At 47.2% G+C, this 22,941-nt stretch carries 39 protein-coding genes; 2 read left to right on the top strand and 37 right to left on the bottom strand.

Annotation, left to right across the window (positions count from 1 at the left end; all coding sequences use genetic code 11):
- Window positions 1-201 precede the first annotated feature (201 nt).
- Together ACFYU8_RS28715 and ACFYU8_RS28720 are read right to left on the bottom strand one after the other, a co-directional pair.
- Window positions 202-435: a hypothetical protein gene (locus ACFYU8_RS28715; protein ID WP_012684012.1), complete on the bottom strand. Its 234-nt coding sequence runs from the start codon at window positions 433-435 to the stop codon at window positions 202-204.
- Between the two features lie 115 nt (window positions 436-550).
- Window positions 551-1,204: a stage II sporulation protein M gene (locus ACFYU8_RS28720; RefSeq protein ID WP_390306353.1), complete on the bottom strand. Its 654-nt coding sequence runs from the start codon at window positions 1,202-1,204 to the stop codon at window positions 551-553.
- A gap of 125 nt (window positions 1,205-1,329) precedes the next feature.
- On the opposite strand from ACFYU8_RS28720, the gene pdaB reads away from it, so the two are divergent.
- Entirely contained in the window at window positions 1,330-2,100 is a 771-nt protein-coding gene (gene pdaB, locus ACFYU8_RS28725) for a polysaccharide deacetylase family sporulation protein PdaB (protein WP_390306351.1), read from the top strand.
- A 26-nt stretch (window positions 2,101-2,126) separates the two neighbouring features.
- Here the strand turns inward: pdaB and ACFYU8_RS28730 are convergent, their stop codons facing one another.
- Window positions 2,127-2,714 (bottom strand): KinB-signaling pathway activation protein, encoded by a 588-nt coding sequence (locus ACFYU8_RS28730; RefSeq protein WP_390306349.1) that lies wholly within the window; start codon window positions 2,712-2,714, stop codon window positions 2,127-2,129.
- Window positions 2,715-2,839: 125 nt separating this feature from the next.
- On the opposite strand from ACFYU8_RS28730, the gene gerD reads away from it, so the two are divergent.
- Complete coding sequence (gerD, locus tag ACFYU8_RS28735; protein WP_390306347.1) at window positions 2,840-3,496, top strand: spore germination lipoprotein GerD; 657 nt, start codon at window positions 2,840-2,842, stop codon at window positions 3,494-3,496.
- A 52-nt stretch (window positions 3,497-3,548) separates the two neighbouring features.
- On the opposite strand, the gene ACFYU8_RS28740 is transcribed toward gerD, so the two are convergent.
- The 34 genes from ACFYU8_RS28740 to rplB form a co-directional block, all read right to left on the bottom strand.
- Window positions 3,549-4,661 (bottom strand): P-loop NTPase, encoded by a 1,113-nt coding sequence (locus ACFYU8_RS28740; RefSeq protein WP_390306345.1) that lies wholly within the window; start codon window positions 4,659-4,661, stop codon window positions 3,549-3,551.
- 111 nt (window positions 4,662-4,772) lie between these two features.
- Entirely contained in the window at window positions 4,773-5,489 is a 717-nt protein-coding gene (gene cwlD, locus ACFYU8_RS28745; RefSeq protein WP_390306342.1) for an N-acetylmuramoyl-L-alanine amidase CwlD, read from the bottom strand.
- A gap of 125 nt (window positions 5,490-5,614) precedes the next feature.
- A complete protein-coding gene (gene rpsI / locus ACFYU8_RS28750) occupies window positions 5,615-6,007 on the bottom strand; it encodes a 30S ribosomal protein S9 (protein WP_005828788.1) in 393 nt (130 codons plus the stop codon).
- A gap of 20 nt (window positions 6,008-6,027) precedes the next feature.
- Window positions 6,028-6,465 (bottom strand): 50S ribosomal protein L13, encoded by a 438-nt coding sequence (rplM, locus tag ACFYU8_RS28755; protein ID WP_390306340.1) that lies wholly within the window; start codon window positions 6,463-6,465, stop codon window positions 6,028-6,030.
- Window positions 6,466-6,719: 254 nt separating this feature from the next.
- Window positions 6,720-7,454 (bottom strand): tRNA pseudouridine(38-40) synthase TruA, encoded by a 735-nt coding sequence (gene truA / locus ACFYU8_RS28760; protein WP_390306338.1) that lies wholly within the window; start codon window positions 7,452-7,454, stop codon window positions 6,720-6,722.
- Window positions 7,451-8,248: an energy-coupling factor transporter transmembrane component T family protein gene (locus ACFYU8_RS28765; RefSeq protein ID WP_390306335.1), complete on the bottom strand. Its 798-nt coding sequence runs from the start codon at window positions 8,246-8,248 to the stop codon at window positions 7,451-7,453. Before ACFYU8_RS28765 ends, truA begins: the two co-directional genes overlap by 4 nt.
- Window positions 8,249-8,250: 2 nt before the next feature.
- Window positions 8,251-9,123 (bottom strand): energy-coupling factor transporter ATPase, encoded by an 873-nt coding sequence (locus ACFYU8_RS28770; protein ID WP_390306333.1) that lies wholly within the window; start codon window positions 9,121-9,123, stop codon window positions 8,251-8,253.
- Entirely contained in the window at window positions 9,099-9,950 is an 852-nt protein-coding gene (locus ACFYU8_RS28775) for an energy-coupling factor transporter ATPase (RefSeq protein WP_390306330.1), read from the bottom strand. The genes ACFYU8_RS28770 and ACFYU8_RS28775 overlap by 25 nt, the downstream gene beginning before the upstream one ends.
- A gap of 167 nt (window positions 9,951-10,117) precedes the next feature.
- Entirely contained in the window at window positions 10,118-10,477 is a 360-nt protein-coding gene (gene rplQ / locus ACFYU8_RS28780; protein WP_017247058.1) for a 50S ribosomal protein L17, read from the bottom strand.
- Between the two features lie 56 nt (window positions 10,478-10,533).
- Window positions 10,534-11,478 (bottom strand): DNA-directed RNA polymerase subunit alpha, encoded by a 945-nt coding sequence (locus ACFYU8_RS28785; protein ID WP_017247057.1) that lies wholly within the window; start codon window positions 11,476-11,478, stop codon window positions 10,534-10,536.
- 156 nt (window positions 11,479-11,634) lie between these two features.
- A complete protein-coding gene (gene rpsK / locus ACFYU8_RS28790; protein ID WP_390306328.1) occupies window positions 11,635-12,036 on the bottom strand; it encodes a 30S ribosomal protein S11 in 402 nt (133 codons plus the stop codon).
- Window positions 12,037-12,052: 16 nt separating this feature from the next.
- A complete protein-coding gene (gene rpsM / locus ACFYU8_RS28795; RefSeq protein ID WP_012683999.1) occupies window positions 12,053-12,421 on the bottom strand; it encodes a 30S ribosomal protein S13 in 369 nt (122 codons plus the stop codon).
- 21 nt (window positions 12,422-12,442) lie between these two features.
- Window positions 12,443-12,556 (bottom strand): 50S ribosomal protein L36, encoded by a 114-nt coding sequence (gene rpmJ, locus ACFYU8_RS28800; RefSeq protein WP_003333770.1) that lies wholly within the window; start codon window positions 12,554-12,556, stop codon window positions 12,443-12,445.
- A gap of 34 nt (window positions 12,557-12,590) precedes the next feature.
- Window positions 12,591-12,809, bottom strand: a complete 219-nt coding sequence (gene infA / locus ACFYU8_RS28805; protein ID WP_003333772.1) for a translation initiation factor IF-1 — start codon at window positions 12,807-12,809, stop codon at window positions 12,591-12,593.
- A gap of 118 nt (window positions 12,810-12,927) precedes the next feature.
- Entirely contained in the window at window positions 12,928-13,674 is a 747-nt protein-coding gene (gene map / locus ACFYU8_RS28810) for a type I methionyl aminopeptidase (protein ID WP_390306326.1), read from the bottom strand.
- 6 nt (window positions 13,675-13,680) lie between these two features.
- A complete protein-coding gene (locus ACFYU8_RS28815; RefSeq protein WP_390306323.1) occupies window positions 13,681-14,325 on the bottom strand; it encodes an adenylate kinase in 645 nt (214 codons plus the stop codon).
- Between the two features lie 59 nt (window positions 14,326-14,384).
- Complete coding sequence (gene secY, locus ACFYU8_RS28820) at window positions 14,385-15,680, bottom strand: preprotein translocase subunit SecY (RefSeq protein WP_390306321.1); 1,296 nt, start codon at window positions 15,678-15,680, stop codon at window positions 14,385-14,387.
- On the bottom strand, window positions 15,680-16,120 hold the full coding sequence (gene rplO / locus ACFYU8_RS28825; protein WP_007716272.1) for a 50S ribosomal protein L15: 441 nt from the start codon (window positions 16,118-16,120) through the stop codon (window positions 15,680-15,682). Before rplO ends, secY begins: the two co-directional genes overlap by 1 nt.
- A gap of 33 nt (window positions 16,121-16,153) precedes the next feature.
- Window positions 16,154-16,339 (bottom strand): 50S ribosomal protein L30, encoded by a 186-nt coding sequence (rpmD, locus tag ACFYU8_RS28830; RefSeq protein ID WP_007716270.1) that lies wholly within the window; start codon window positions 16,337-16,339, stop codon window positions 16,154-16,156.
- Window positions 16,340-16,355: 16 nt separating this feature from the next.
- A complete protein-coding gene (gene rpsE / locus ACFYU8_RS28835; protein WP_064202922.1) occupies window positions 16,356-16,853 on the bottom strand; it encodes a 30S ribosomal protein S5 in 498 nt (165 codons plus the stop codon).
- 18 nt (window positions 16,854-16,871) lie between these two features.
- Window positions 16,872-17,234, bottom strand: coding sequence for a 50S ribosomal protein L18 (gene rplR, locus ACFYU8_RS28840; RefSeq protein ID WP_007716266.1), 363 nt, complete (start codon window positions 17,232-17,234; stop codon window positions 16,872-16,874).
- Between the two features lie 32 nt (window positions 17,235-17,266).
- On the bottom strand, window positions 17,267-17,803 hold the full coding sequence (gene rplF, locus ACFYU8_RS28845) for a 50S ribosomal protein L6 (protein WP_390306319.1): 537 nt from the start codon (window positions 17,801-17,803) through the stop codon (window positions 17,267-17,269).
- A 35-nt stretch (window positions 17,804-17,838) separates the two neighbouring features.
- Complete coding sequence (gene rpsH / locus ACFYU8_RS28850; protein WP_007716262.1) at window positions 17,839-18,237, bottom strand: 30S ribosomal protein S8; 399 nt, start codon at window positions 18,235-18,237, stop codon at window positions 17,839-17,841.
- Window positions 18,238-18,264: 27 nt separating this feature from the next.
- Window positions 18,265-18,450 (bottom strand): type Z 30S ribosomal protein S14, encoded by a 186-nt coding sequence (locus ACFYU8_RS28855; protein WP_005828830.1) that lies wholly within the window; start codon window positions 18,448-18,450, stop codon window positions 18,265-18,267.
- Window positions 18,451-18,474: 24 nt separating this feature from the next.
- On the bottom strand, window positions 18,475-19,017 hold the full coding sequence (gene rplE, locus ACFYU8_RS28860; RefSeq protein ID WP_390306316.1) for a 50S ribosomal protein L5: 543 nt from the start codon (window positions 19,015-19,017) through the stop codon (window positions 18,475-18,477).
- 26 nt (window positions 19,018-19,043) lie between these two features.
- Entirely contained in the window at window positions 19,044-19,358 is a 315-nt protein-coding gene (rplX, locus tag ACFYU8_RS28865; RefSeq protein WP_017247051.1) for a 50S ribosomal protein L24, read from the bottom strand.
- A gap of 49 nt (window positions 19,359-19,407) precedes the next feature.
- Window positions 19,408-19,776 (bottom strand): 50S ribosomal protein L14, encoded by a 369-nt coding sequence (rplN, locus tag ACFYU8_RS28870; protein WP_087341509.1) that lies wholly within the window; start codon window positions 19,774-19,776, stop codon window positions 19,408-19,410.
- A 42-nt stretch (window positions 19,777-19,818) separates the two neighbouring features.
- Window positions 19,819-20,085, bottom strand: coding sequence for a 30S ribosomal protein S17 (gene rpsQ / locus ACFYU8_RS28875; RefSeq protein WP_007716251.1), 267 nt, complete (start codon window positions 20,083-20,085; stop codon window positions 19,819-19,821).
- A gap of 22 nt (window positions 20,086-20,107) precedes the next feature.
- Entirely contained in the window at window positions 20,108-20,305 is a 198-nt protein-coding gene (gene rpmC, locus ACFYU8_RS28880; protein ID WP_007716250.1) for a 50S ribosomal protein L29, read from the bottom strand.
- Complete coding sequence (gene rplP / locus ACFYU8_RS28885; protein ID WP_007716249.1) at window positions 20,295-20,729, bottom strand: 50S ribosomal protein L16; 435 nt, start codon at window positions 20,727-20,729, stop codon at window positions 20,295-20,297. The genes rpmC and rplP overlap by 11 nt, the downstream gene beginning before the upstream one ends.
- 2 nt (window positions 20,730-20,731) lie before the next feature.
- Window positions 20,732-21,394: a 30S ribosomal protein S3 gene (gene rpsC / locus ACFYU8_RS28890; protein ID WP_007716248.1), complete on the bottom strand. Its 663-nt coding sequence runs from the start codon at window positions 21,392-21,394 to the stop codon at window positions 20,732-20,734.
- A gap of 13 nt (window positions 21,395-21,407) precedes the next feature.
- A complete protein-coding gene (rplV, locus tag ACFYU8_RS28895) occupies window positions 21,408-21,740 on the bottom strand; it encodes a 50S ribosomal protein L22 (RefSeq protein WP_144618199.1) in 333 nt (110 codons plus the stop codon).
- A 29-nt stretch (window positions 21,741-21,769) separates the two neighbouring features.
- Window positions 21,770-22,051 carry a 30S ribosomal protein S19 gene (rpsS, locus tag ACFYU8_RS28900; protein ID WP_064202925.1) on the bottom strand — a complete coding sequence of 94 codons (282 nt, stop codon included), beginning with the start codon at window positions 22,049-22,051 and terminating at the stop codon, window positions 21,770-21,772.
- Window positions 22,052-22,100: 49 nt separating this feature from the next.
- Window positions 22,101-22,931 (bottom strand): 50S ribosomal protein L2, encoded by an 831-nt coding sequence (rplB, locus tag ACFYU8_RS28905; RefSeq protein WP_390306315.1) that lies wholly within the window; start codon window positions 22,929-22,931, stop codon window positions 22,101-22,103.
- Window positions 22,932-22,941: the final 10 nt, after the last annotated feature.

The raw sequence follows: 22,941 nt of genomic DNA on the forward strand, positions 1-22,941 counted from the left end.
CAAACTCTCCAATAAAGTTTGTTACTGGTTCAAAGCTGGCAAATCATTTAATGATAGACTCATTAACGCTTTCGCTGTTCAGTTTTCAAAGAGCAATTTCCTGTCCTCAATGTTCATCGTTTTTTGTGATGGCGTCTTAAGGACAAGAATTAATCTATCACGTTACCTATATTTGAGTCAATAGGTTTTTAAAAAAAGTTTTTAAGTATAGTGTTCCTCTCCGAGTTTTCTGCGTCTGACATACTTGGATAACTCATTGGGAGAGGCGATTCTTGCATACATACGAAACATGATGGAGTATCTCTCCTCCATGGCCCGCTTCACTAGATGATCAATTCGTTTATCACTAAAATCAAGGAGCATCTCTTCCAGCTCGCGTTTTAACAAGTATTCTAGTTCCTGTACTTCTTTCGTATTGAATAAAAACCCTAGCAACGATATCGCCCTCCGCCTTACGAGTCTCTCCTCTATCCTTTCCATCAAAATTCAGCCCTATTCAAAATAAAAAGCCCCCCGTTTAGGAAGGCTTCAATTTGTTCGCAAATCTGAATTATTTCAGTAAGTTCAATTGCTGCAGTTGTTGGCCCACTGCTTCCTTGAGAATGGTTGGAGTAATCGCGCTCTCCACAATGGCAGCGACGAATAACAATACGACCACAGTAAGAACCGCTATTGGAAATTGCTTGAGTGTATCGTACCAGTCATTTTTCAATCGTTCCAGCTTGTGCGGTTGGATCAGAACTCCCACAGATCGTAAACTCAGTACTCCTAAACGAATACCGACTCCCGCTGCAAACAGGATAGCTGGAAGCTCAAAAATTCCATGTGGCAAAATACCTGCACTAAAAATAAGCCATGGACTTACTCCCGCCGCACTGTACTTGAAAAGGATAAATCCAAGCAGCACTCCATTTGCGAGCAATCCAATTATAGGAAAGAATGCAAACAATATTCCCAGCGCCATCATCATCAATGCACTGAAAACATTATTGGAAAAAATCATCCAGAATACCGCTAAAGGTCCACCGCCGTTATCTTTTATCCGTTCAGCAATCTCCTTTAATTGGCCCATCATTTTATCGACCATATCTTCGACAAGCGGTGCTTGAAAATACCCAATCAAGGCGCCACCCAAAAATAATAAGCATGCGGCGAAGAAAAATTTTCGGTTATCAAGCCATAAATGCTGCAATCGGTTGCCCATGCACCACACCCCTTTACTGCCTCTTATTTCACTATATGCATTGTACCTCAACAATAGCCAACAGGCCAAAGAATATCCTTGTCTTCCCTGCATAAACTGTTATCGGACAAAGGAGGTGCTTATCCATGAAATTCATTTACGTGATCAGCGCGAAACGATTAAAGCAAATCTTAATTATCGTCGCAGCCATTGTACTCACAGCTGGAATTGGTTATGCGGAACGAGATTCAATTGCTGCCTTTGCTGAAGGTGCCAGCGCCCAAGCCCCCCAAGCCATTTATAAGGTCGACACCAAAGAAAAGAAAATCGCCCTGACCTTTGATATTAGCTGGGGTGAAACACGAGCATTACCCATATTGGATGTGTTGAAAGAAAAAAAGATTAACAAAGCTACCTTTTTCCTCTCCTCCCCTTGGAGCCAACGACATCCGGACGTCTTGAAACGAATCAAAGAAGATGGCTTAGAAATTGGTTCGCACGGTCACAAGCACGATAACTACACCAAATACTCCGATGAAGAGATTCGCTCCCAAATGGGCAAAGCCGACTCCATTCTTACCGAAATGACTGGAAAAAAACCAACGCTCATTCGGATGCCAAATGGTGATTTTGACAAAAGAGTGCTGGAAATCGCGAATCGCATGGGTTATACAGTCATCCAATGGGATACGGACTCAAAAGATTGGACCAATCCGGGAACAGATGTGATCATCAATAATGTATTGTCGAAAGCTCATCCAGGAGACATCATCCTGATGCATGCGAGCGATTCTGCAAAAGATACACATCTTGCCCTTCCTGTGATCATTGACCAGCTTCGCAAGGATGGATATGAATTCGTTACGGTATCTGAACTCATTTCAGGTACAAGTGTAGACAGCAAAGAAATTCACTAAAACAAAAAAAGCTGACCTTCATTGGGTCAGCTTTCTCTTTTTACCAGACGGTGCAATTGCATGACTTGCCAGACGTTACAAAACAATAGTGGAACGAGCATGGACAGCGTTGCACGCACATTATCTTCCTTCAAAGCTGGAATCCATTCCAGTGCCGTGACAACAAACATAAAGAACGTCGTCGGTATCCATGCAGATTTATTGGTCAGACTCACTTTTCCATATGCGGTAACAATGGCAACAATCAATAATAGCGTTGGCTCAATAAAGTACGGGCCAAATCCATTTCCTTCACCCAAGGATGTATAGCGAAGATAAATCATATCGAAAAAGACAAACAAAATAAGAAATACTTGAACGCTTTTCCACAAGGAAGCCGTTTTAAATATCGTTTTGGCGAAATAATTAATCGTCATATACGCAAAAAAGCCCATCTGCGCCACAATACTAATGGTCATTCCGTACAATAAATACATGAATAAGCCTACAAATAAATTACCTGTACTGCCTTCTAACAGCTTGTCCAAATCAAAAACAAGGGCAACCAGGATTCCGCCTAATCCCCCAAGCAAGAGCGTGGTAATAAAAAGCCAGCCATACTTACGCAAACTCACCAAATATTCCCTCCCATCCACATCGAATATGATTGTACCAATGGATACAAGAAAATACTAGCGTAAGAACAAAACAAAATGCACACGTTACTTGTAGGCAGAGTAAAGAAGGAGGTGTCCACCCCGTGAGAAAGAAGACAATGTCTTTTTGGTTAACCGCTCTTGTCTGTCTGGTGCTCACCAGTTGCGGGGGTGGCGGACAAGCGCAAAGTTCGTCTCAGCCTGATTATAAAAGCGTCAAAGACATGGTGCTGGACATATTGCAGACGGACGAAGCGAAGCAATCTGTAGGTAAAATGATGAAGGATGACAAGTTCAAACAAAGCCTGATGTTGGACGAGTCGACAGTACGGACAACTTTGATTCAAAGCATGACGAATCCCAATAGCACGCACATTAAAGAAGCGTTTAAAGACCCTAAGTTTGCAAGCGCCATGGCGAAATCCATGAAAAACGAGCAAAAAACACTAATGAAGGACCTGATGAAGGACCCTGAATACCAAAAAGAGCTCATAAGCGTAATGAAAGACCCTGAGTTTGAGAAAAATTTGATGGACCTGATGAAAAGCTCTGCTTATCGACAACAAACCATGCAAGTGATGAAGGAGTCCTTGCAAAGTCCTTTGTTCCAGGCTGAACTCATGAAGATCATGACCAAAGTATCCGAGGACTTGACAAAACCAAAGGAACTGAAGCCGAAGAAAAAAGGAAAGGGAAAAGAAGGTGACGGAGGAGGTTCCGGCGGTGGACGTTCCGCCGGCGGTGGCAACCCTTCTTCCTAAAACAAAAAGGTGAGCTCTATTGCAGAGCCCACCTTTTTCAACTTCTCAGATATTATTGTTTGACAGCTTCCCCGCATTTTTCTATGACACGTTTGGCCATATCGATGTACAGCTGACCAATTTCCGTCTTTTCTCCATAGATGGATGGGGAATAATCAGGTTCAGATGGATGATTTTCTGGTTGGCCCAGCGGAATTTGAGCGAGCAGCTCACATGTCAATGTCTCAGCAAGCTTAGCTCCTCCACCGCGCCCGAACACGTACTCTTTCGAGCCATCCTTTGCTTCGTACCATGCCATGTTTTCCACAATACCGAGGATTTCATGACCGGTCCGCTTTGCCATAGCGCCTGCACGGGCTGCTACAAACGCTGCAGTAGCATGAGGAGTCGTTACCACAATCTCCATGCTTTGCGGGATCATGGTGTGCACGTCGAGGGCCATATCTCCCGTTCCTGGAGGCAAGTCCAACAAGAGATAATCCAATTCATCGCCCCAGTGCACTTCAGTGAAAAAGTTACGCAGCATTTTACCCAACATAGGGCCACGCCAAATGATCGGAGAATTATCCTCCACAAAAAAGCCCATGGACATAACCTTTACGTTTTGCTTTTCAACTGGCAGAATGGTTTCACCAATCACGGTTGGACGTTGTTCAATATTCATCATATCGGGCACACTAAAGCCGTAGATGTCCGCGTCGATAATGCCCACTTTTTTTCCTAAACGCGCGAGTGCAACAGCCAGGTTCACTGTTACCGTCGATTTTCCGACGCCACCTTTTCCAGAAGTGACCGCGATAAAGGTCGTATTAGAATCCTTCGCCAAGATCGGGTTCAAGAGGGGAGCTTGTCCCGGTGTCATGTTATGTGTTTGCCCACCTTGATTCTTGCGAAGCTGGGCAGACAGAGCCGCGCGTTCCTCATCTGTCATCGAACCGAATTGCAGGCGTACCTCTTCGGCTCCCAGCTTTTTCACAGCTGAGATGACATCGTCCTCGATCTTGGCTTTGAGCGGACAGCCTGAAATCGTCAGAACGACCGTGAGACTAACTGTCTTGTCTTCAATATGGATATCCCGAATCATGTTGAGCTCGACCAAGCTACGATTAATTTCAGGGTCTTTTACATCGCGTAGTGCTTCGAGAACCTGTTCTCTGGTCAACATTCTGGTTCACCTCATCTATGATCTTTTCAAACATTTTCATGCTGGTATAACGACAGCGTATGCGCGTTCATTATAGCATATTCGGGCGGTCGGGACACGACCACCGCCCTCTTAAGGTGTAATTGGCGCTTTTTCTCCCGAGTACTGACGCAAGATCCCCTGATAAATGGCATTCGCCATTGCCTTTTGGTATTCGACGCTCTGGAGACGCTTTGCCTCCTCCGTATTGCTGACAAAGCCTACTTCAACCAAAACGGACGGGCAGTTGACTTCTCGAATCAAGAACACATTATTCGTCTTACTCGGAACCCGATCCGTATGGCCTATCACCCGTTTGATCTCATCTTGTATCAAGTAAGAAACTTCTGCGCTCTTTTTGAACGCAGGGGAATAAAAAGTCTGTGCTCCCGACCATTTCGGAGAAGGGATGGAATTGACGTGTATGCTGACCAAAAAATCCGGTGTACTATCATTGACCAGCCTTACTCGGTTTCGAATATCCTCAGATTTTCGTTTGCGTGCCTGCGCCGCATCTGGACTCGCCAAATCCTTGTCTTCCTCCCTCGTCATAACTACAAACGCTCCTGACTGCTGAAGGAAATCCCGCAAGTACATGCTAATAGCCAAAGTCACTTCTTTCTCAACCACATCCCCGGCTTTGGAAACGGCACCGCCGTCTATTCCCCCATGCCCAGGGTCAATGGCCATGACCGTTCCCGTCAATGGTAACGACCATGCCTGCCAGGAAGAGCGATCAGGCGCTTCGTAGGTGAACAACAGCATAAGCACCGCGAAAGCCAATATCCAGCCTACTCCTTTTCGTGTCACAGTGTATCGTCCCCTTTGTCCCATTCTCGTTCCATCATATGGACAAACATGGACAAATATACCCGTTTGTGAAAAGGAAAAACCCCCTGCCTGCGAACAGACAAGGGGTTTGTATCGAACAGCAATTAGCGCTTGGAGAATTGAGGTGCGCGACGAGCTGCTTTCAAGCCGTATTTCTTACGCTCTTTCATACGAGGATCGCGAGTCAGGAAGCCAGCGCGTTTCAGAGCGCCGCGCAGTTCCGGATCTGCTTTCAGCAGAGCGCGAGCAACGCCGTGACGGATTGCACCAGCTTGGCCAGTGGTTCCGCCGCCGTTTACGTTAACCAATACATCGTAACGACCAAGAGTTTCAGTCAAAACGAGTGGTTGTTTTACGATCAATTTCAGTGTTTCCAAACCAAAGTAAGTGTCCATTTCACGCTTGTTGATCACGATGCGACCTTCACCTGGAACCAGGCGAACGCGTGCTACGGAGTGCTTACGACGACCTGTACCGTAGTATTGTACTTGTGCCACGTATATTTCCTCCCTTTACCTTAACCGCGAATTTGCCAAACATCTGGTTTTTGTGCTGCGTGAGGATGCTCAGTTCCAGCGTATACTTTCAGCTTGGTGAACATTTGACGTCCCAGGCTGTTTTTAGGCAGCATGCCTTTTACCGCCAGTTCGAACATACGATCTGGTCTCTTGTTCAGCATTGCGCCAGCAGTGGTTTTTTTCAAACCACCTGGATACAGGGAGTGAGTGTAGTAAATTTTGTCATTCAGTTTGTTACCAGTCAATTTCACTTTGTCAGCGTTGATTACGATTACGAAATCGCCAGCGTCAACGTGAGGAGTGAATTCTGGTTTCAATTTTCCGCGCAGGATAGAAGCTACTTCGCTCGCCAGACGACCAAGCGTTTGGCCTTCAGCGTCAACGATGTACCATTTGCGCTCAACTTCGAGCGGTTTCGCCATATATGTGGTACGCATTTTTGTCCCTCCTAAATATCTTACCTAACACATATCCATCTACTTATAACCAAAACAACCGAAACTTGCAATGGAAGATAATTGCTGTTACGGGTGAGCAACTCTTCCAGGTGTTCCATGTAATCACGATCTTGTCATTCAATCCCGGGGCTAGAGTGGGGCTAGGCGGGGTTAAAATACCAAGGAATATCGTACTACATAGACGTCACATAGTCAAGTGCTGCTCGTACGTCTAATAGTTGGAAATCAGAGAACTAGTAGACAACTTCCCACATGGTCAGACCCTTGGCTGGTGCTGTCTTACCTGCCTTTTCCCGATCACATGCGGCGAGGATTTCCCTCAGTTCAGCAGGGTTTCTTTTTCCTTGCCCTACTTCAACCAAAGTCCCCACAATAATTCGAACCATGTTGTACAAAAAACCGTTGCCTCGGCATGTCACCCATACCTCGTCTCCGCTTTTTTCCACGATGAGCCCGTACACGGTCCGAACCTTGTCCTCCACGAATGTCTTTGCCGAGCAAAAGGAAGTAAAATCATGTTCACCCACCAAATAATGAGCAGCCTGCTGCATCGCGTCCACATCTAACGGAAACCGGACATGATCGGCGTAACGATGTCGAAATACATCTGCCACCGGATTGTTGTCGATGCAATATCGATATTCTTTTACTTGCACGTCAAAACGCGCATGAAAAGAGGCATCGACTTCTTCGACTGTCCGAATGACAATAGAATTCGGCAACTGATTGTTCAACACAAACCGCCATTTATCCATCGGAATGTTGCTCGACGTGTCAAAATGAATCACTTGACCCCGTGCATGAACACCCGCATCTGTCCGGCCTGAACCGAAGACTTGGATATCCTCTCCGGTAACCCTCTTCAATGCAGCCTCAATTTCACCCTGGACCGTTATTTGATCTGGCTGTACCTGAAAACCGCTGAAGTCAGTCCCGTCATATGCCAAAACACATCGCAGTCGCTTCATGTACGCCACCATCCAATCACGATTACCAAGATCACACTCACAACAGCTACAATTACATCACGCCAGGTAAACGTCAGCTTATTCAGCCGCGTTCTTCCTACTCCTCCACGATAGCCACGTGCTTCCATTGCCAAAGCCAGCTCTTCTGCACGCCGAAACGCACTGACGAACAATGGGATAGCAATCGGAATCAGATTCTTGGCTCTGCGCACGAGACTTCCACTGGTGAAATTGGCTCCTCTTGCGGTCTGAGCCTTGATGATTTTATCCGTTTCTTCCATCAGGGTCGGAATGAACCGGAGTGCAATTGACATCATCAGGGCAATATCATGAACCGGTATGCCAATCTTCCCTAGTGGTCCTAGTAAACGCTCCAAACCTTCCGTCAAATCGATTGGAGAGGTTGTCAGTGTTAGCAAGGAACTAATGAGAATCAAAAGACCCAAGCGCAAAGATATGAAGATCGCCTGGCGAACTCCCTCTTCTTCTACTGTAAACCATCCCCACTGAAAGTAGACCGTTCCGCCTTTCGTGATGAAAACATGCAAGACGACGGTAAATAAAATCAGGATCCAGACTGGCTTTAAGCTGTTTAATATATAGGACAATGAAAGCCTAGAAAGAAGTGCAGCATACAAGGTAAAACCAATGAGTATGGCGTAGGTAACCGTATTGTTAGCCAGAAAAATCAGGGTAGCAAAAAGAATGATGAAGAGAAGCTTGCTTCGTGGATCTGCACGATGTAAAAAAGATTGCCCTGGTACGTATTGACCAATTGCGATATTCTGCAGCATGCCTAGCCCTCCTTTGGTACGGACAGTCGTTCCAGCAGATGGGCAATCAGCTCTTCCTCCCGATAAAGGGAGCTCGGCAGACTAGCCTTGTCCGGCAGCATTTGATTCATTTGCGATACGAGAGCCACCGTTTCCGGTACATCCAAAGACAGCTCTCGGAGACGATCCACTTGCATGAATACTTCCTCCGGCTTCCCCTGCAAAGCTACTTGACCTTGCGCCATCACAAGCAAATAGTCTGCATAGCGGGCTGCCTCTTCCATGCTGTGCGTTACCAATAGTGTCGTGAGGTTTTGTTCCCGATGAATCCGGTAGATCCCTTCCAGAATCGTTACTCGTCCTGCTGGATCAAGACCCGCAGTTGGTTCATCCAATACCAGAACCTTCGGCTGCATGGCAAGAACACCAGCCAAAGCAACACGTCGCATTTGCCCACCACTCAAATGAAACGGCGAGCGATCCTTGATCGTGGCATAATCCAGGCCGACAATTTCAAGGGACTCCCTTACGCGTGCTTCCACCATTTCCGTTGGCAAGTCAAAGTTGAGCGGTCCAAATGCAACATCCTTGGCAACCGTTTCTTCAAACAACTGATGTTCAGGATATTGAAAGACGAGCCCAATATCGCGCCTTCGAGCATGGGGTAATCGCCGCTTTGGAGTAATGACCGCATCACCCAGGGTAATCTGCCCTGTACTAGGCATCAGCAACCCGTTCAAGTGCTGGATAAGCGTTGACTTACCCGAGCCCGTGTGGCCAATTATTCCGACAAACGAACCGGATGGAATCGTCAGCGAAATATTGTGTAAGGCAACTCGTTCGAACGGTGTTCCCTTTGAGTAGATATGGCTTACTTGGTCAAAAGTAATTTGCATACGTGCTCCACCAGCTCCTCTTGATGCAGGACAAACGGTAAATCAATCCCTTTGGAATGAAGTGCATGTCGCAGTCGAACGGCAAATGGTACATCCAATCCCACCTGTTTCAATCGATCTACCTCATTAAACACTTCATCCGGCTGACCTTCCATCAGGACTTCACCCGCATTCATGACGATGACCTTATCTGAATAGATGGCTTCTTCCGGAAAATGGGTAATGTTAATGATCGTGAGTCCCTCGTCACGGTTCAGTTGACGAGCCAGATTCAGCACTTCCATTCTTCCTTGTGGATCAAGCATCGCTGTCGCTTCATCCAAGATGATGACAGAAGGACGCATCGCCATAATCCCTGCGATCGCCACTCGCTGCTTTTGTCCACCAGACAAACGATGTGGTTGTGCCTGTAAATAAGACTCCATCCCTACAGAAACGAGCGCCCCATCAATACGATCACGCATCTCTTTGGGGTCCACACCCATGTTTTCTAGGCCAAAGGCGACATCATCTTCCACTGTAGCCCCAACAATCTGATTGTCCGGGTTCTGAAAGACCATGCCAACATGTCGTCGAATTTCCCAAAGAAGCTCCCCATTTTTCGTATCCATTCCACTGATCAGTACCGTGCCGCCTTCTGGAAGCAACAGAGCATTCATCAGCTTCGCCATCGTTGACTTGCCGGAACCGTTGTGACCCAGTACGGATACAAAGGAACCTTTTTGAATGGTAAGGTCAACACCTTGTAGTACCGGAACCCGTTGGCCATCCTCACCATCGTAGGTATAAGAAACATCTCGCAATGCCAGCAGGTTTTCTTCGTTCATGAGGCACTCACAACCTCCCCAGCCTTCACAGGGAACTGACTAGCAGGATTCCTATGAGAAAGGAAAAAAGGGTTGAATCAGAGTCCAGCCTATGACCAGATCTGCCCCCACCCTTTTCGCGGTAATTTACCAGACCAAAGTCTAAGTAAACGACCTGTTTACATGTATTAAACGAATTCGATGTACGCCATTGGAGCAGCGTCGCCACGGCGAGGGCCGGTTTTCAGGATACGTGTGTATCCACCGTTGCGCTCTTTGAAGCGAGGAGCGATTTCATCGAACAGTTTTTGAACTGCATCGCGGCCTTCTGCATTCGCAACTTCTTTGCGAACAAAAGCAGCAACTTGACGGCGAGCATGCAGATCGCCACGTTTCGCGAGCGTGATCATTTTTTCAGCGATTGGGCGCAATTCTTTCGCCTTCATCTCTGTAGTTTCGATACGCTCGTTGATGATCAGGTCTGTTACCAAGTCGCGGAACAGCGCTTTACGAGCTGAGCTACGACGACCCAATTTACGTTGTGCCATGTGGTTTACCTCCCTCTTACTCGAGAGAACAAAAGCTTGCTTCTTGGTTTGCTACTCTAGTCGTCGCTACGCAGGGACAGGCCCAGTTCAGCTAACTTTTCTTGAACTTCTTCAAGAGATTTGCGCCCCAGATTGCGTACTTTCATCATGTCCTCTTCGGTCTTCTGCGTCAGCTCTTGCACGGTATTAATACCGGCACGCTTCAAGCAGTTGTAGGAACGAACAGAAAGATCCAGCTCTTCGATAGTCATCTCCAAAACTTTCTCTTTCTTGTCCTCTTCCTTTTCTACCATGATTTCTGCATCCTTCGCCTCGTCAGTCAGACCGACAAATAGGTTCAGGTGCTCCGTCATGATTTTTGCGCCGAGACTCACGGCTTCTTCCGGACTGATACTACCGTTAGTCCAAACCTCAAGTGTTAACTTGTCATAGTTGGTCATTTGCCCTACACGGGTATTTTCCACTTGATAGTTAACGCGCTTGATCGGCGTGTAGATGGAATCAATCGGAATCACACCAATAGGCAGATCCTCAGATTTGTTTCCGTCAGATTGAACATAACCACGACCACGTCCAGCTGTCATGCGGATATGCAGACGACCGCCATTGGCCAACGTTGCAATATGAAGATCAGGGTTTAAGACCTCCACATCACTGTCAGCACGGATATCTCCCGCTTTGACAACGCCTTCGCCTTCTGCATCGATCTCGATTACTTTTTCTTCATCGGAATGGATCTTCAGCGCCAAGCCTTTGATGTTCAGGATGATCTCGGTTACATCTTCAACGACGCCTTCAATTGTGGAGAATTCGTGAAGAACCCCATCGATTTGAACAGTACGAACTGCCGCGCCTGGCAAGGACGAAAGAAGAATTCGTCTCAGCGAGTTGCCAAGGGTAGTTCCGTATCCGCGCTCTAGAGGTTCTACAACAAACTTTCCATACGAGTTGTCGTCGCTAACTTCCACAACCTCGATTTTTGGTTTTTCTATTTCTATCATTAAACAAACCCTCCTTCAAAACGTCGAAATCCTGGGGTGGGCCGCATACGTGCCCACTCAGGAATTTCCCCGGCGGTTTACCGTTTGCGTGCATGACAAGCTATAAATCAGAATTTACCATTCTAGTATGGACATGTTCTGAACGATATAAACCAGTTACACGCGGCGACGTTTTGGTGGACGGCAACCGTTATGCGGAATTGGCGTCACGTCTTTAATCATGTTCACTTCAAGACCAGTAGCTTGCAGGGAACGAATCGCAGCTTCACGACCAGCACCTGGGCCTTTTACTGATACTTCAAGGGAACGCATACCGTGTTCCATAGCAACGCGTGCAGCCGATTCAGCAGCCATTTGCGCAGCAAATGGCGTGCTTTTACGGGAGCCTTTGAAGCCGAGGGAACCAGCACTGGACCAAGAGATCGCGTTACCGTGTGGATCCGTGATAGTGATGATCGTATTGTTGAAAGTAGAACGGATGTGTGCTACGCCGACTTCAACATTCTTACGGTCACGACGACGGGTACGAGTTGCTGTAGCTTGTTTTCTTTTCGCCATGTCAGATTACCCTCCTTTACTTCTTCTTGTTTGCTACTGTACGGCGTGGACCTTTACGCGTACGAGCATTTGTTTTAGAACGTTGACCGCGAACTGGAAGTCCACGACGATGACGGATGCCACGGAAGCAACCGATTTCCATCAGACGCTTGATGTTGAGGGAGATCTCACGACGGAGGTCACCTTCCACCTTCACAGTTTTATCGATGTACTCACGAAGTTTGTTCACTTCATCTTCTGTCAGATCGCGAACACGAGTGTTCATATCTACGCCAGTGGCGGACAGAATTTTTTGAGACGTGGGGCGGCCAATACCAAAAATGTAGGTAAGAGCAACTTCAACGCGTTTTTCGCGCGGCAAGTCTACGCCTGCAATACGTGCCATGTGTCTAAAGCACCTCCTTGTTTACCCTTGTTTTTGCTTATGCTTCGGATTTTCACAAATAACCATTACGTTACCTTTGCGACGGATAACCTTGCATTTCTCGCAGATCGGTTTAACCGAAGGTCTCACTTTCATGGTTCTTGCCTCCCTTTTCTAGGGGTTTTGCTTACTATTTATAGCGGTACGTAATACGTCCGCGGGTTAAGTCGTACGGCGACAGTTCAACAGTTACTTTATCCCCCGGCAGGATACGGATAAAGTGCATGCGGATTTTTCCAGAGACGTGAGCGAGGACTTTATGTCCATTCTCTAATTCTACTCGAAACATAGCATTTGGCAAAGGTTCGATTACCGTACCTTCCACCTCAATTACATCATCTTTTGCCATGGTAAACTCTCCTTTCTTCTGCTCTTCAGTCGGACCATGAGTTTTGCGAAATGATCACACAACGAACTTATCGTCGACACGTTGAACGACAATCCCGAAGCATTCGGAACTACCGTTTTTATGTCCGTGTAAAAATCTCATAGCCATCTTCCGTAATCGCGATGGTGTGTTCAAAATGAGCACAAGTTTTCCGATCCACTGTTACTACCGTCCAATTGTCCTCCAATGTGCGGACATAACGTTCGCCGGCATTTACCATTGGCTCAATTGCCAACACCATGCCTGGTTTTAACCGCGGTCCTCGATCAGGAGGGCCGTAATTAGGAACCTGTGGATCTTCGTGCAAGTTTTGCCCGATCCCATGCCCCACATACTCGCGAACGAGTGTGAAGCCGGCAGCTTCTGCATGAACCTGAATCGCATGAGAGATATCGGATAAGCGTCCACCCGGAACAGCTTTTTCAAGCCCCTTGTACAACGACTCTTCCGTTACTCTGAGCAGCTTCTGGTTTTCTGTTGAAATCTTACCGACCGGATACGTCCAAGCGGAGTCGCCATGGTAACCCTGAAACTGGGCACCAATGTCGATACTGATAATGTCTCCTTCTTGCAACGCCCGTTTACCTGGGATCCCGTGTACGAGTTCTTCATTGACTGAAGCACAGATACTTCCTGAAAAGCCACCATAGCCTTTAAACGATGGAATTGCTCCCATGCTTCGAATAAAGGTCTCGGCAATTTCGTCTAGTTGCTTCGTCGTGACACCAGGCTTGATCGCCTTGGCCAGTTCTTGATGGGTGAGTGCGACGATACGACCAGCTTCGCGCATAACCTCAAGTTCTGCTTTCGACTTTAGGATAATCATTCGCAATTACCCTCGCAACAAAGACTTAATTTCCGCAAACACTACCTGGATATCTTGTTCTCCATCGATATCTCGCAGAAGTTCCTGTGCGGAGTAGTAGTCGATAAGTGGCTGTGTTTGCTCGATATTCACGTCAAGACGTTGTGTTACCACTTCGATCTTGTCATCTTCGCGCTGATACAGCTTACCACCATCTTTATCACATACGCCAGCCTCTTTTGGAGGATTGAACATCGTGTGATAGCTAGCACCACAAACAGGGCAAATCCAGCGACCGGTCAGACGTTCAATCAATTGCTCGCGTTGAACGTTGATGTTAATTACATGGTCAATTTCGCGTCCCAGCTCTTTTACTGTAGCTGTCAACGCTTCCGCCTGAGGAACTGTGCGCGGAAAACCATCTAGGAGGAATCCCTTTGCGCAGTCTTCCATCGAAAGGCGCTCCCGCACAATACCAATGACGACCTCGTCTGGGACGAGATGACCTTTATCCATGTAGGATTTAGCCTCTAGTCCGAGCGGCGTTTCGTTTTTGACCGCAGCTCGGAACATGTCGCCAGTCGAAATGTGCGGGATGTCAAACTCTTTTACGATACGTTCTGCCTGTGTCCCTTTACCGGCTCCAGGCAGTCCCATCAGAATTATATTCAAGTCCATTCCCTCCGTCCCATCAAAAAGCTACAGAAGCTTTTCTGTAAACATCTAAGTCATTACTTGATAAACCCTTGGTAGTGGCGTTTGATCATCTGACTTTCAATCTGCTTCATTGTATCCAAGCATACCCCGACCACGATCAAGAGCGATGTACCGCCGATGAAAATGGATTGCGGCAAGTTTGCAATACTACCGAAGAAGAATGGCAAAATGGCAATTGTCATGAGGAACAAAGCGCCCGCCAATGTTAACCGGTTTAATGTACGAGTAATGAATACCTCAGTGTTTTTACCAGGTCGGATACCAGGAATGTAACCGCCATTTTTTCTCATGTTTTCTGCCATTTGTACAGGGTTGATCTGTACGAATGTGTAGAAGTAGGTGAATCCGAGAATCAAGATAGCGTAGAGCGTCATTCCTAATGGTTTATTGACTTGGAAGTTCTGATAAATCCAGTTAGCAAATCCTTGTCCAGATGCATCCACCCAGAACTGAGCAATTGTTGACGGGAACATTACCAGCGATACCGCAAAGATAACAGGAATAACACCAGCAGAGTTGATTTTCAGTGGAATGTGGGTAGATTGACCACCGTACATTTTGCGTCCAACCACTCGTTTCGCATATTGCACTGGAATCTTACGAATACCTTGCTGCATGAAGATAACCCCGACAATAATGGCGAGGACCACCAATAGGATAAGCAGAACTTTGACGATGCTGAAAAAGACGTTTACAGATGGATCACCAAACATCGTGGTGTAAATCGTCCCAGCTGCATTAGGCAATCCAGCAACGATCCCGGCAACGATCAGGATCGAAATCCCGTTACCGATACCCTTCTCCGTAATCTGTTCCCCCATCCACATCATGAATGCGGTCCCAGCTGTCAAAGTCAACGCAATGAGTGCATAGCTACTAACCGACGTGTCGTTTAGCAATCCAGGCGCCATATTGTTGAATCCAATCGTCATCCCTACAGACTGAATCAAACCAAGGATGATGGTAGCGTAACGGGTAACGGTGGCAATCTTGCGACGGCCAACTTCCCCTTCACGAGCCCATTGCGTAAGCTTAGGCACAACATCCATGGACATCAGCTGCATGATAATCGATGCCGTAATGTACGGCATGATACCCATGGCAAAAATCGAGAAGTTATGCAGTGCTCCACCCGAGAAGGTGTTCAACAAGCCCAGTAATTGGTTTGTGTTCTCCTGAAACAACTCGACGTTTACGTTAGGAACTGGCACGAAGCTTCCGATCCGGAAAACAACCAGCATCATGAGCGTAAAAAGGATCTTACTACGCAAGTCGCTAATCTTAAAAATGTTAGTTAAGGACGCTAACATTAGATCACCTCGGTTGTTCCACCGACTTGAGCGATCTTCTCAGCAGCAGCTCCGGAGAACTTGTGAGCTTTTACAGTCAGCTTCACAGTCAGTTCACCGTTAGCAAGAACCTTAACACCATCGCGCAGCGCACTGATAACACCAGTTTCTTTCAACAGTTCAGGTGTTACTACAGTGCCCTCTTCGAAACGGTTCAGCGCGTCCAAGCTAACAATCGCAAATTCTTTGCGGCTGATGTTAGTGAAACCACGCTTAGGCAGACGACGGTACAATGGGTTTTGACCACCCTCGAAACCAGGGCGAACACCGCCACCGGAACGAGCGTTTTGACCTTTGTGACCTTTACCGGCAGTTTTGCCAGTACCGCTACCAATACCGCGACCGATGCGCTTACGAGTGTGACGGGATCCTTCTGCAGGTTGCAGTTCATGCAATTTCATACGTTGCACCTCCTAACTAATTGAGATGATCAATTAAGCTTCTACTTCTTTCACTTCAACCAAGTGCTTCACTTTGAAAACCATTCCACGGATTGCAGCGTTATCTTCCTTCACTACAGTGGAGTTGATTTTGCGAAGACCCAGAGCTTTTACAGTGTCTTGTTGGTCAACAGTGCGACCAATCAAACTGCGTTTGAGGGTGATTTGCAATTTTGCCATTTTCATTCCCTCCTTATTAACCCAACAACTCGTCAACAGTCTTACCGCGCAATTTCGCGACATCTTCCGCTGTTTTCAGACGGCCGAGGCCTTCCAGCGTAGCGTTGACCATGTTGATAGGATTGTTGGAACCAAGAGACTTACTTAAAATATCGCCTACACCAGCCAGTTCGAGTACGGCACGAACAGGTCCACCAGCGATAACTCCTGTACCAGGGGCAGCAGGCTTGATGAGAACTTTACCTGCGCCAAATTGGCACAGTACTTGGTGTGGGACAGTTGTCCCTCTCATCGGTACACGAATCAATTTTTTCTTAGCATCGTCAATCGCTTTGCGAATAGCGTCTGGAACTTCTTGAGCTTTACCCATACCAGCACCTACGTGGCCGTTACGGTCTCCCACAACAACCAAGGCGCTGAAGCTCATGCGACGTCCACCTTTAACCGTTTTTGCTACACGGTTAACTGAGACTACTTTTTCTTCGAGCTCTAATTTGCTAGGGTCGATACGCATTCCTTACCCTCCTTGTTGTTAGAATTGCAGACCAGCTTCACGAGCTGCTTCTGCCAGTGCTTTAATACGTCCATGATAGATGTAACCACCGCGGTCAAAAATCACTTCAGTCGCACCTTTTTCTTGTGCACGCTTAGCGATCAGTGTGCCAACAGCTGTAGCAGCTTCCACGTTAGCGCCATTATTCAGGCCCAGCTCTTTATCCAAAGAAGATGCAGATACCAATGTTGCACCTGTTGCATCGTCGATCAATTGAGCGTAGATGTGCTTAGAAGAACGGAATACGTTCAGACGCGGGCGAATGGTTGAACCAATCACGCGTTTGCGGATTCGCAGATGACGTTTTTTCCGAGCTTTGTTTTTATCAGCTTTCGTAAACATTAAGCGGCCTCCTTTCTCATGAAGCTAGAAGCTTATTTACCTTTTTTACCTTCTTTACGACGAACCACTTCGTTGTTGTAACGAATACCTTTACCTTTGTATGGCTCAGGTTTGCGCAGGGAACGAATCTCAGCAGCAACTTGGCCTACACGCTCTTTGTTGATACCTTTAACAATCAGAGTCGTTTGGTTAGGTACGTCGATTTCGATACCCTCTTCTGGAGTAACTTCCACTGGGTGGGAGAAACCAAGAGAGAGAGTAACGCCGTTGCCAGTTTTGGCAGCACGGTAACCTACACCGACCAATTCCAGGGTACGAGTGAAGCCTTCAGATACGCCATTTACCATGTTGGCAACCAGCGCACGAGTCGTACCATGCAGGGAACGGTGAAGTTTGTTATCGCTTGGACGCTCTACTACTACTTCGTTTTCAGCGATGTTGATTTTGATATCTTCATGGAAGCTACGAACGAGTTGACCCTTAGGGCCTTTTACCGTCAGCTCAGTTCCGTTCAGAGCGAGGGTAACGCCTGCAGGTACCACGATCGGTTTTCTACCGACACGAGACATGTGGTGCACCTCCTGTGCTATTTACAATCTATTAATTACCAAATGTATGCGAGAACCTCTCCACCAACGTGTGCTTGACGAGCTTGCTTGTCAGTCATTACACCAGTGGATGTAGAGATGATCGCGCAACCGAGACCACCCAAAACCTTAGGTACTTCATTGTTCTTTGCATAAACACGAAGTCCTGGCTTGGAGATACGTTTCAGACCTGTGATGACGCGCTCGTTGCTCGCACCATATTTCAGGAATACGCGGATGATTCCTTGTTTGTTGTCTTCAACAAACTCCGCATCGCGGATGAAGCCTTCTTCTTTCAGAATGCGCGCGATTTCCTTCTTGATGGTGGACGCCGGGATTTCCACTTTCTCGTGGCGAACCATGTTGGCGTTACGAATTCGTGTCAACATATCTGCGATTGGATCAGTCATAACCATGAGAGAAAACCTCCTTCCCGTTTCAAATTACCAGCTTGCTTTTTTCACGCCTGGAATTTGACCTTTATAAGCAAGTTCACGGAAGCAAATACGGCAGAGTTTGAATTTGCGCAATACGGAGTGAGGACGTCCGCAACGCTCGCAACGAGTGTACGCGCGTACTGCAAACTTCGGCTGCCGCTGTTGCTTGATGATCATTGATTTCTTTGCCACATTCTTCCCTCCTTACGAGTGGGTTTATTTACGGAATGGCATACCCATTTGAGTCAGCAACTCACGAGCTTCCTCATCCGTTTTCGCGGAAGTAACAATAACGATGTCCATACCGCGAACTTTATCAATTTTATCGTACTCGATCTCAGGGAAGATCAATTGTTCCTTCAGACCAAGTGTGTAGTTACCGCGACCGTCAAAAGCCTTGGAAGAAATTCCACGGAAGTCACGAACACGCGGGAGAGATACGTTCATCAATTTGTCGAGGAAGTGGTACATACGCTCGCCACGCAGGGTAATCTTTGCGCCGATCGGCATACCTTCACGCAATTTGAAACCCGCGATGGATTTCTTAGCCTTTGTTACTACAGGCTTTTGACCAGCGATGATTTGCAGGTCTTCGATTGCAGTATCCAAGGACTTAGCGTTAGCTACCGCTTCGCCAACACCCATATTGATGATGATCTTTTCTACTTTCGGCACTTGCATGATGGAAGTGTAGTTGAACTTGCTCATCAAACCAGGCACGATTTCGCTCGTATACTTTTCTTTCAATCTTGTTGCCATTTAGGATATCCTCCTTTCCAACCTGACTACTTGTCGAGTACTTCGCCAGACTTTTTCGCGTACCGAACTTTCTTGCCGCTATCCAATACTTTGTAACCGATGCGAGTAGCTTTTCCGGACTTCGGATCGATCAAAGATACGTTGGATACGTGAATAGCTGCTTCTTGAGTCACAATGCCACCTTGCGGGTTAGCTTGGGACGGACGGCTGTGTTTCTTCACGAGGTTGATACCTTCAACCAGAACGCGTTCTTTCTTCGGATAAGCAGCGAGAACGCGACCTTTTTTGCCTTTATCTTTGCCCGCATTTACGATAACAGTGTCGCCTTTTTTAACGTGCATCGCTTGGTGCACCTCCTATCGAACAAACTGCCTGAGTTTTGCCGTTCAATTAGATAACCTCTGGAGCCAGAGAGATGATCTTCATGAAATCCTTATCGCGGAGCTCACGAGCCACAGGTCCAAAGATACGAGTACCACGAGGGGATTGATCGTCTTTGATAACTACAGCTGCATTCTCATCGAAACGGATGTAAGAACCATCGTTACGACGAACGCCACTTGCTGTGCGTACTACAACCGCTTTAACTACTTGACCTTTCTTGACAACGCCGCCGGGTGTAGCGGATTTTACGGAGCACACGATAACATCCCCGATGTTCGCCGTTTTGCGACCGGAACCACCCAGAACCTTGATGCACATGAGTTCCTTAGCACCGGAGTTGTCAGCAACAGCCAATCTCGTTTGAGTTTGGATCATTTACTGTTCCTCCTTTCGGATTTATCTATCCGAAAATCTGACTTATACGATTACTGCCTCTTCAACGATACGTACCATACGGAAACGCTTGTCTTTAGACAATGGACGAGTTTCCATGATTTCTACGATGTCGCCAACTTTTGCTGCGTTGTTCTCATCATGAGCCTTGAACTTTTTGGAGAATTTCATGCGTTTACCGTACAATGGGTGTGTCTTGTAAGTTTCAACAAGAACAACAATGGTTTTATCCATCTTGTCGGAAACGACGCGACCTACAACGGTTCGACGCATATTGCGATCTGCGGTCATCGTTCAAACCTCCTTCCTATAATTAGCCGATTCCCAATTCTCTCTGGCGCAGGACGGTTTTCGCACGAGCAATATCCTTACGCACTTGTTTGATACGAGATGTGGTTTCGAGTTGACCCGTAGCCAACTGGAAACGAAGGTTGAACAACTCTTCTTTCAAAGAAGTAACGTTTTGTTCGAGCTCGGCAGTGGTCAAATTACGGTACTCATTAGCCTTCATGTGCGTCACCACCCACTTCTTCACGCTTCACGAACTTGCACTTGATAGGCAGTTTGTGCATAGCCAGACGCATAGCTTCGCGAGCGACTTCTTCAGGAACACCAGCAAGTTCAAACATGATCTTGCCTGGCTTCACTACCGCTACCCATTTCTCAGGAGAACCTTTACCGGAACCCATCCGTACTTCGAGCGGTTTTTGTGTAACTGGTTTGTCAGGGAAAATTTTAATCCAGACTTTACCACCACGTTTGATGTAACGGGTCATTGCAATACGGGCAGCCTCGATTTGACGGTTGGTTACCCAAGATGGTTCCATTGCTTGCAATCCGTATTCACCGAACGCAACAGTGGTACCGCCTTTTGCGTTACCTGCCATTTTCCCGCGGTGTTGTTTACGGTGTTTCACGCGTTTTGGCGTCAACATGATTACTTGCCTCCTTCCTCAGTAGCGACGTTCTTTCTCGCTGGAAGGACTTCTCCACGATAGATCCACACTTTAACACCGATGCGACCATAAGTGGTATGTGCTTCAGCAGTACCGTAGTCGATGTCAGCGCGCAATGTATGAAGCGGAACAGTACCTTCGCTGTAACCTTCAGAACGTGCGATGTCCGCGCCGCCAAGACGACCGCTTACCAAGGTTTTGATACCTTTAGCACCTGAGCGCAGCGAACGAGTGATCGATTGCTTTTGCGCACGGCGGAAAGAAATGCGGTTTTCTAATTGGCGTGCAATATTTTCAGCTACAAGAGTAGCATCCAGATCCGGACGTTTTACTTCGTTGATGTTGATATGAACGCGTTTGCCAGTCAGTTCGGTCAAAGTTTTGCGCAGAGTTTCAACCTCTGAACCACCTTTACCAATTACCATACCAGGCTTAGCGGTGTGAATCGTAACGTTCACGCGATTAGCTGCGCGTTCGATTTCGATCGTGGATACAGCAGCATCCTTCAGACGCCCTTTTACATACTTACGGATTTTCAAGTCTTCGTGCAACAGAGTTGCGAAGTCCTTGTCAGCGTACCATTTGGACTCCCAGTCACGAATGACACCGATCCGAAGACCTACCGGGCTTACCTTTTGACCCACACGTAATCCCTCCTTATTTCTCGTTTAGTACCACTGTGATGTGGCTCGTGCGTTTATGGATGCGGCTAGCGCGACCCATAGCGCGCGGACGGAAACGCTTCAACGTAGGACCTTGGTCTACGAAGATTTTGCCCACTACCAAGCCATTTGGATCCAGCTCATAGTTGTGCTCAGCGTTTGCAATAGCCGATTTCAGGAGCTTTTCAACAACCGGAGAAGCTGCTTTAGGCGTATGTTTCAAGATCGCCAAAGCTTCACCTACTTGCTTGCCTCTGATCAAGTCAACCACCAGGCGGACTTTACGAGACGCGATGCGAATATTGCGTGCAACTGCTTTTGCTTCCATCTTTGTACCTCCTCTCTGTCAAGAGAAAATTAGCGCTTCTTGGACTTCTTGTCGTTGTCGACGTGACCCTTGAAGGTACGAGTTGGTGCGAATTCACCCAATTTATGACCAACCATGTCTTCTGATACGTAAACTGGTACATGTTTGCGGCCATCGTAGACTCCAAACGTATGTCCTACGAAATCAGGAAAAATGGTGGAACGACGGGACCAAGTTTTGATCACGCGTTTCTCGTTCTTTTCATTTTGCTCGTCAACTTTTTTCATCAAGTGGTCATCCACGAAAGGACCCTTTTTTAAGCTACGTCCCATTAGTGAACCTCCCTTCGCCAAAGGCGTTCGGTTATAGTATCAGCCTACCTTACTTTTTACGGCGGCGGATGATGTACTGGTCGGACTTGTTCTTTTTCTTACGAGTCTTGAGACCCAGGGTTGGTTTACCCCAAGGAGTAACAGGAGACTTACGACCGATTGGAGCGCGACCTTCACCACCACCGTGTGGGTGATCGTTAGGGTTCATTACGCTACCGCGAACTGTCGGGCGAATACCCAACCAGCGGGAACGTCCTGCTTTACCGATGTTCAGCAATTCGTGATCTTGGTTACCTACTTGACCGATGGTAGCGCGACATACGTTATGAATGCGGCGTGTTTCACCGGAAGACAGGCGTACGATTACGAATTCACCATCACGACCAAGCAATTGAGCAGAAGTACCAGCAGCGCGAACCAATTGGCCACCTTTACCAGGTTTCAGCTCGATGTTGTGGATGGTAGTACCTACCGGGATTTTCTCCATTGGCAGTGCGTTACCGATTTTGATGTCGGCATCTGCTCCGGATACAATCTGGTCGCCCACTTTCAGGTTTTGTGGAGCGATAATGTAACGCTTTTCACCGTCTGCATAGTTGATCAGCGCGATGTTAGCGGAACGGTTTGGATCGTATTCAATGGTTGCTACGCGACCAATGATACCATCTTTGTTACGTTTGAAGTCGATAATACGGTACTTACGTTTGTGACCGCCACCTTGATGACGAACGGTAATTCTACCTTGGTTGTTGCGACCAGCTTTTTTGCTGAGAGGCGCCAACAAGGATTTTTCGGGAGTCGACGTGGTGATCTCCTCGAAAGTAGAAACCGTCATTTGGCGACGACCAGGAGAAGTCGGTTTAAACTTTTTGATACCCATGTTAATACCC

The sequence above is a fragment of the Brevibacillus sp. NPDC003359 genome (assembly GCF_042878995.1).
GTDB lineage: Bacteria > Bacillota > Bacilli > Brevibacillales > Brevibacillaceae > Brevibacillus.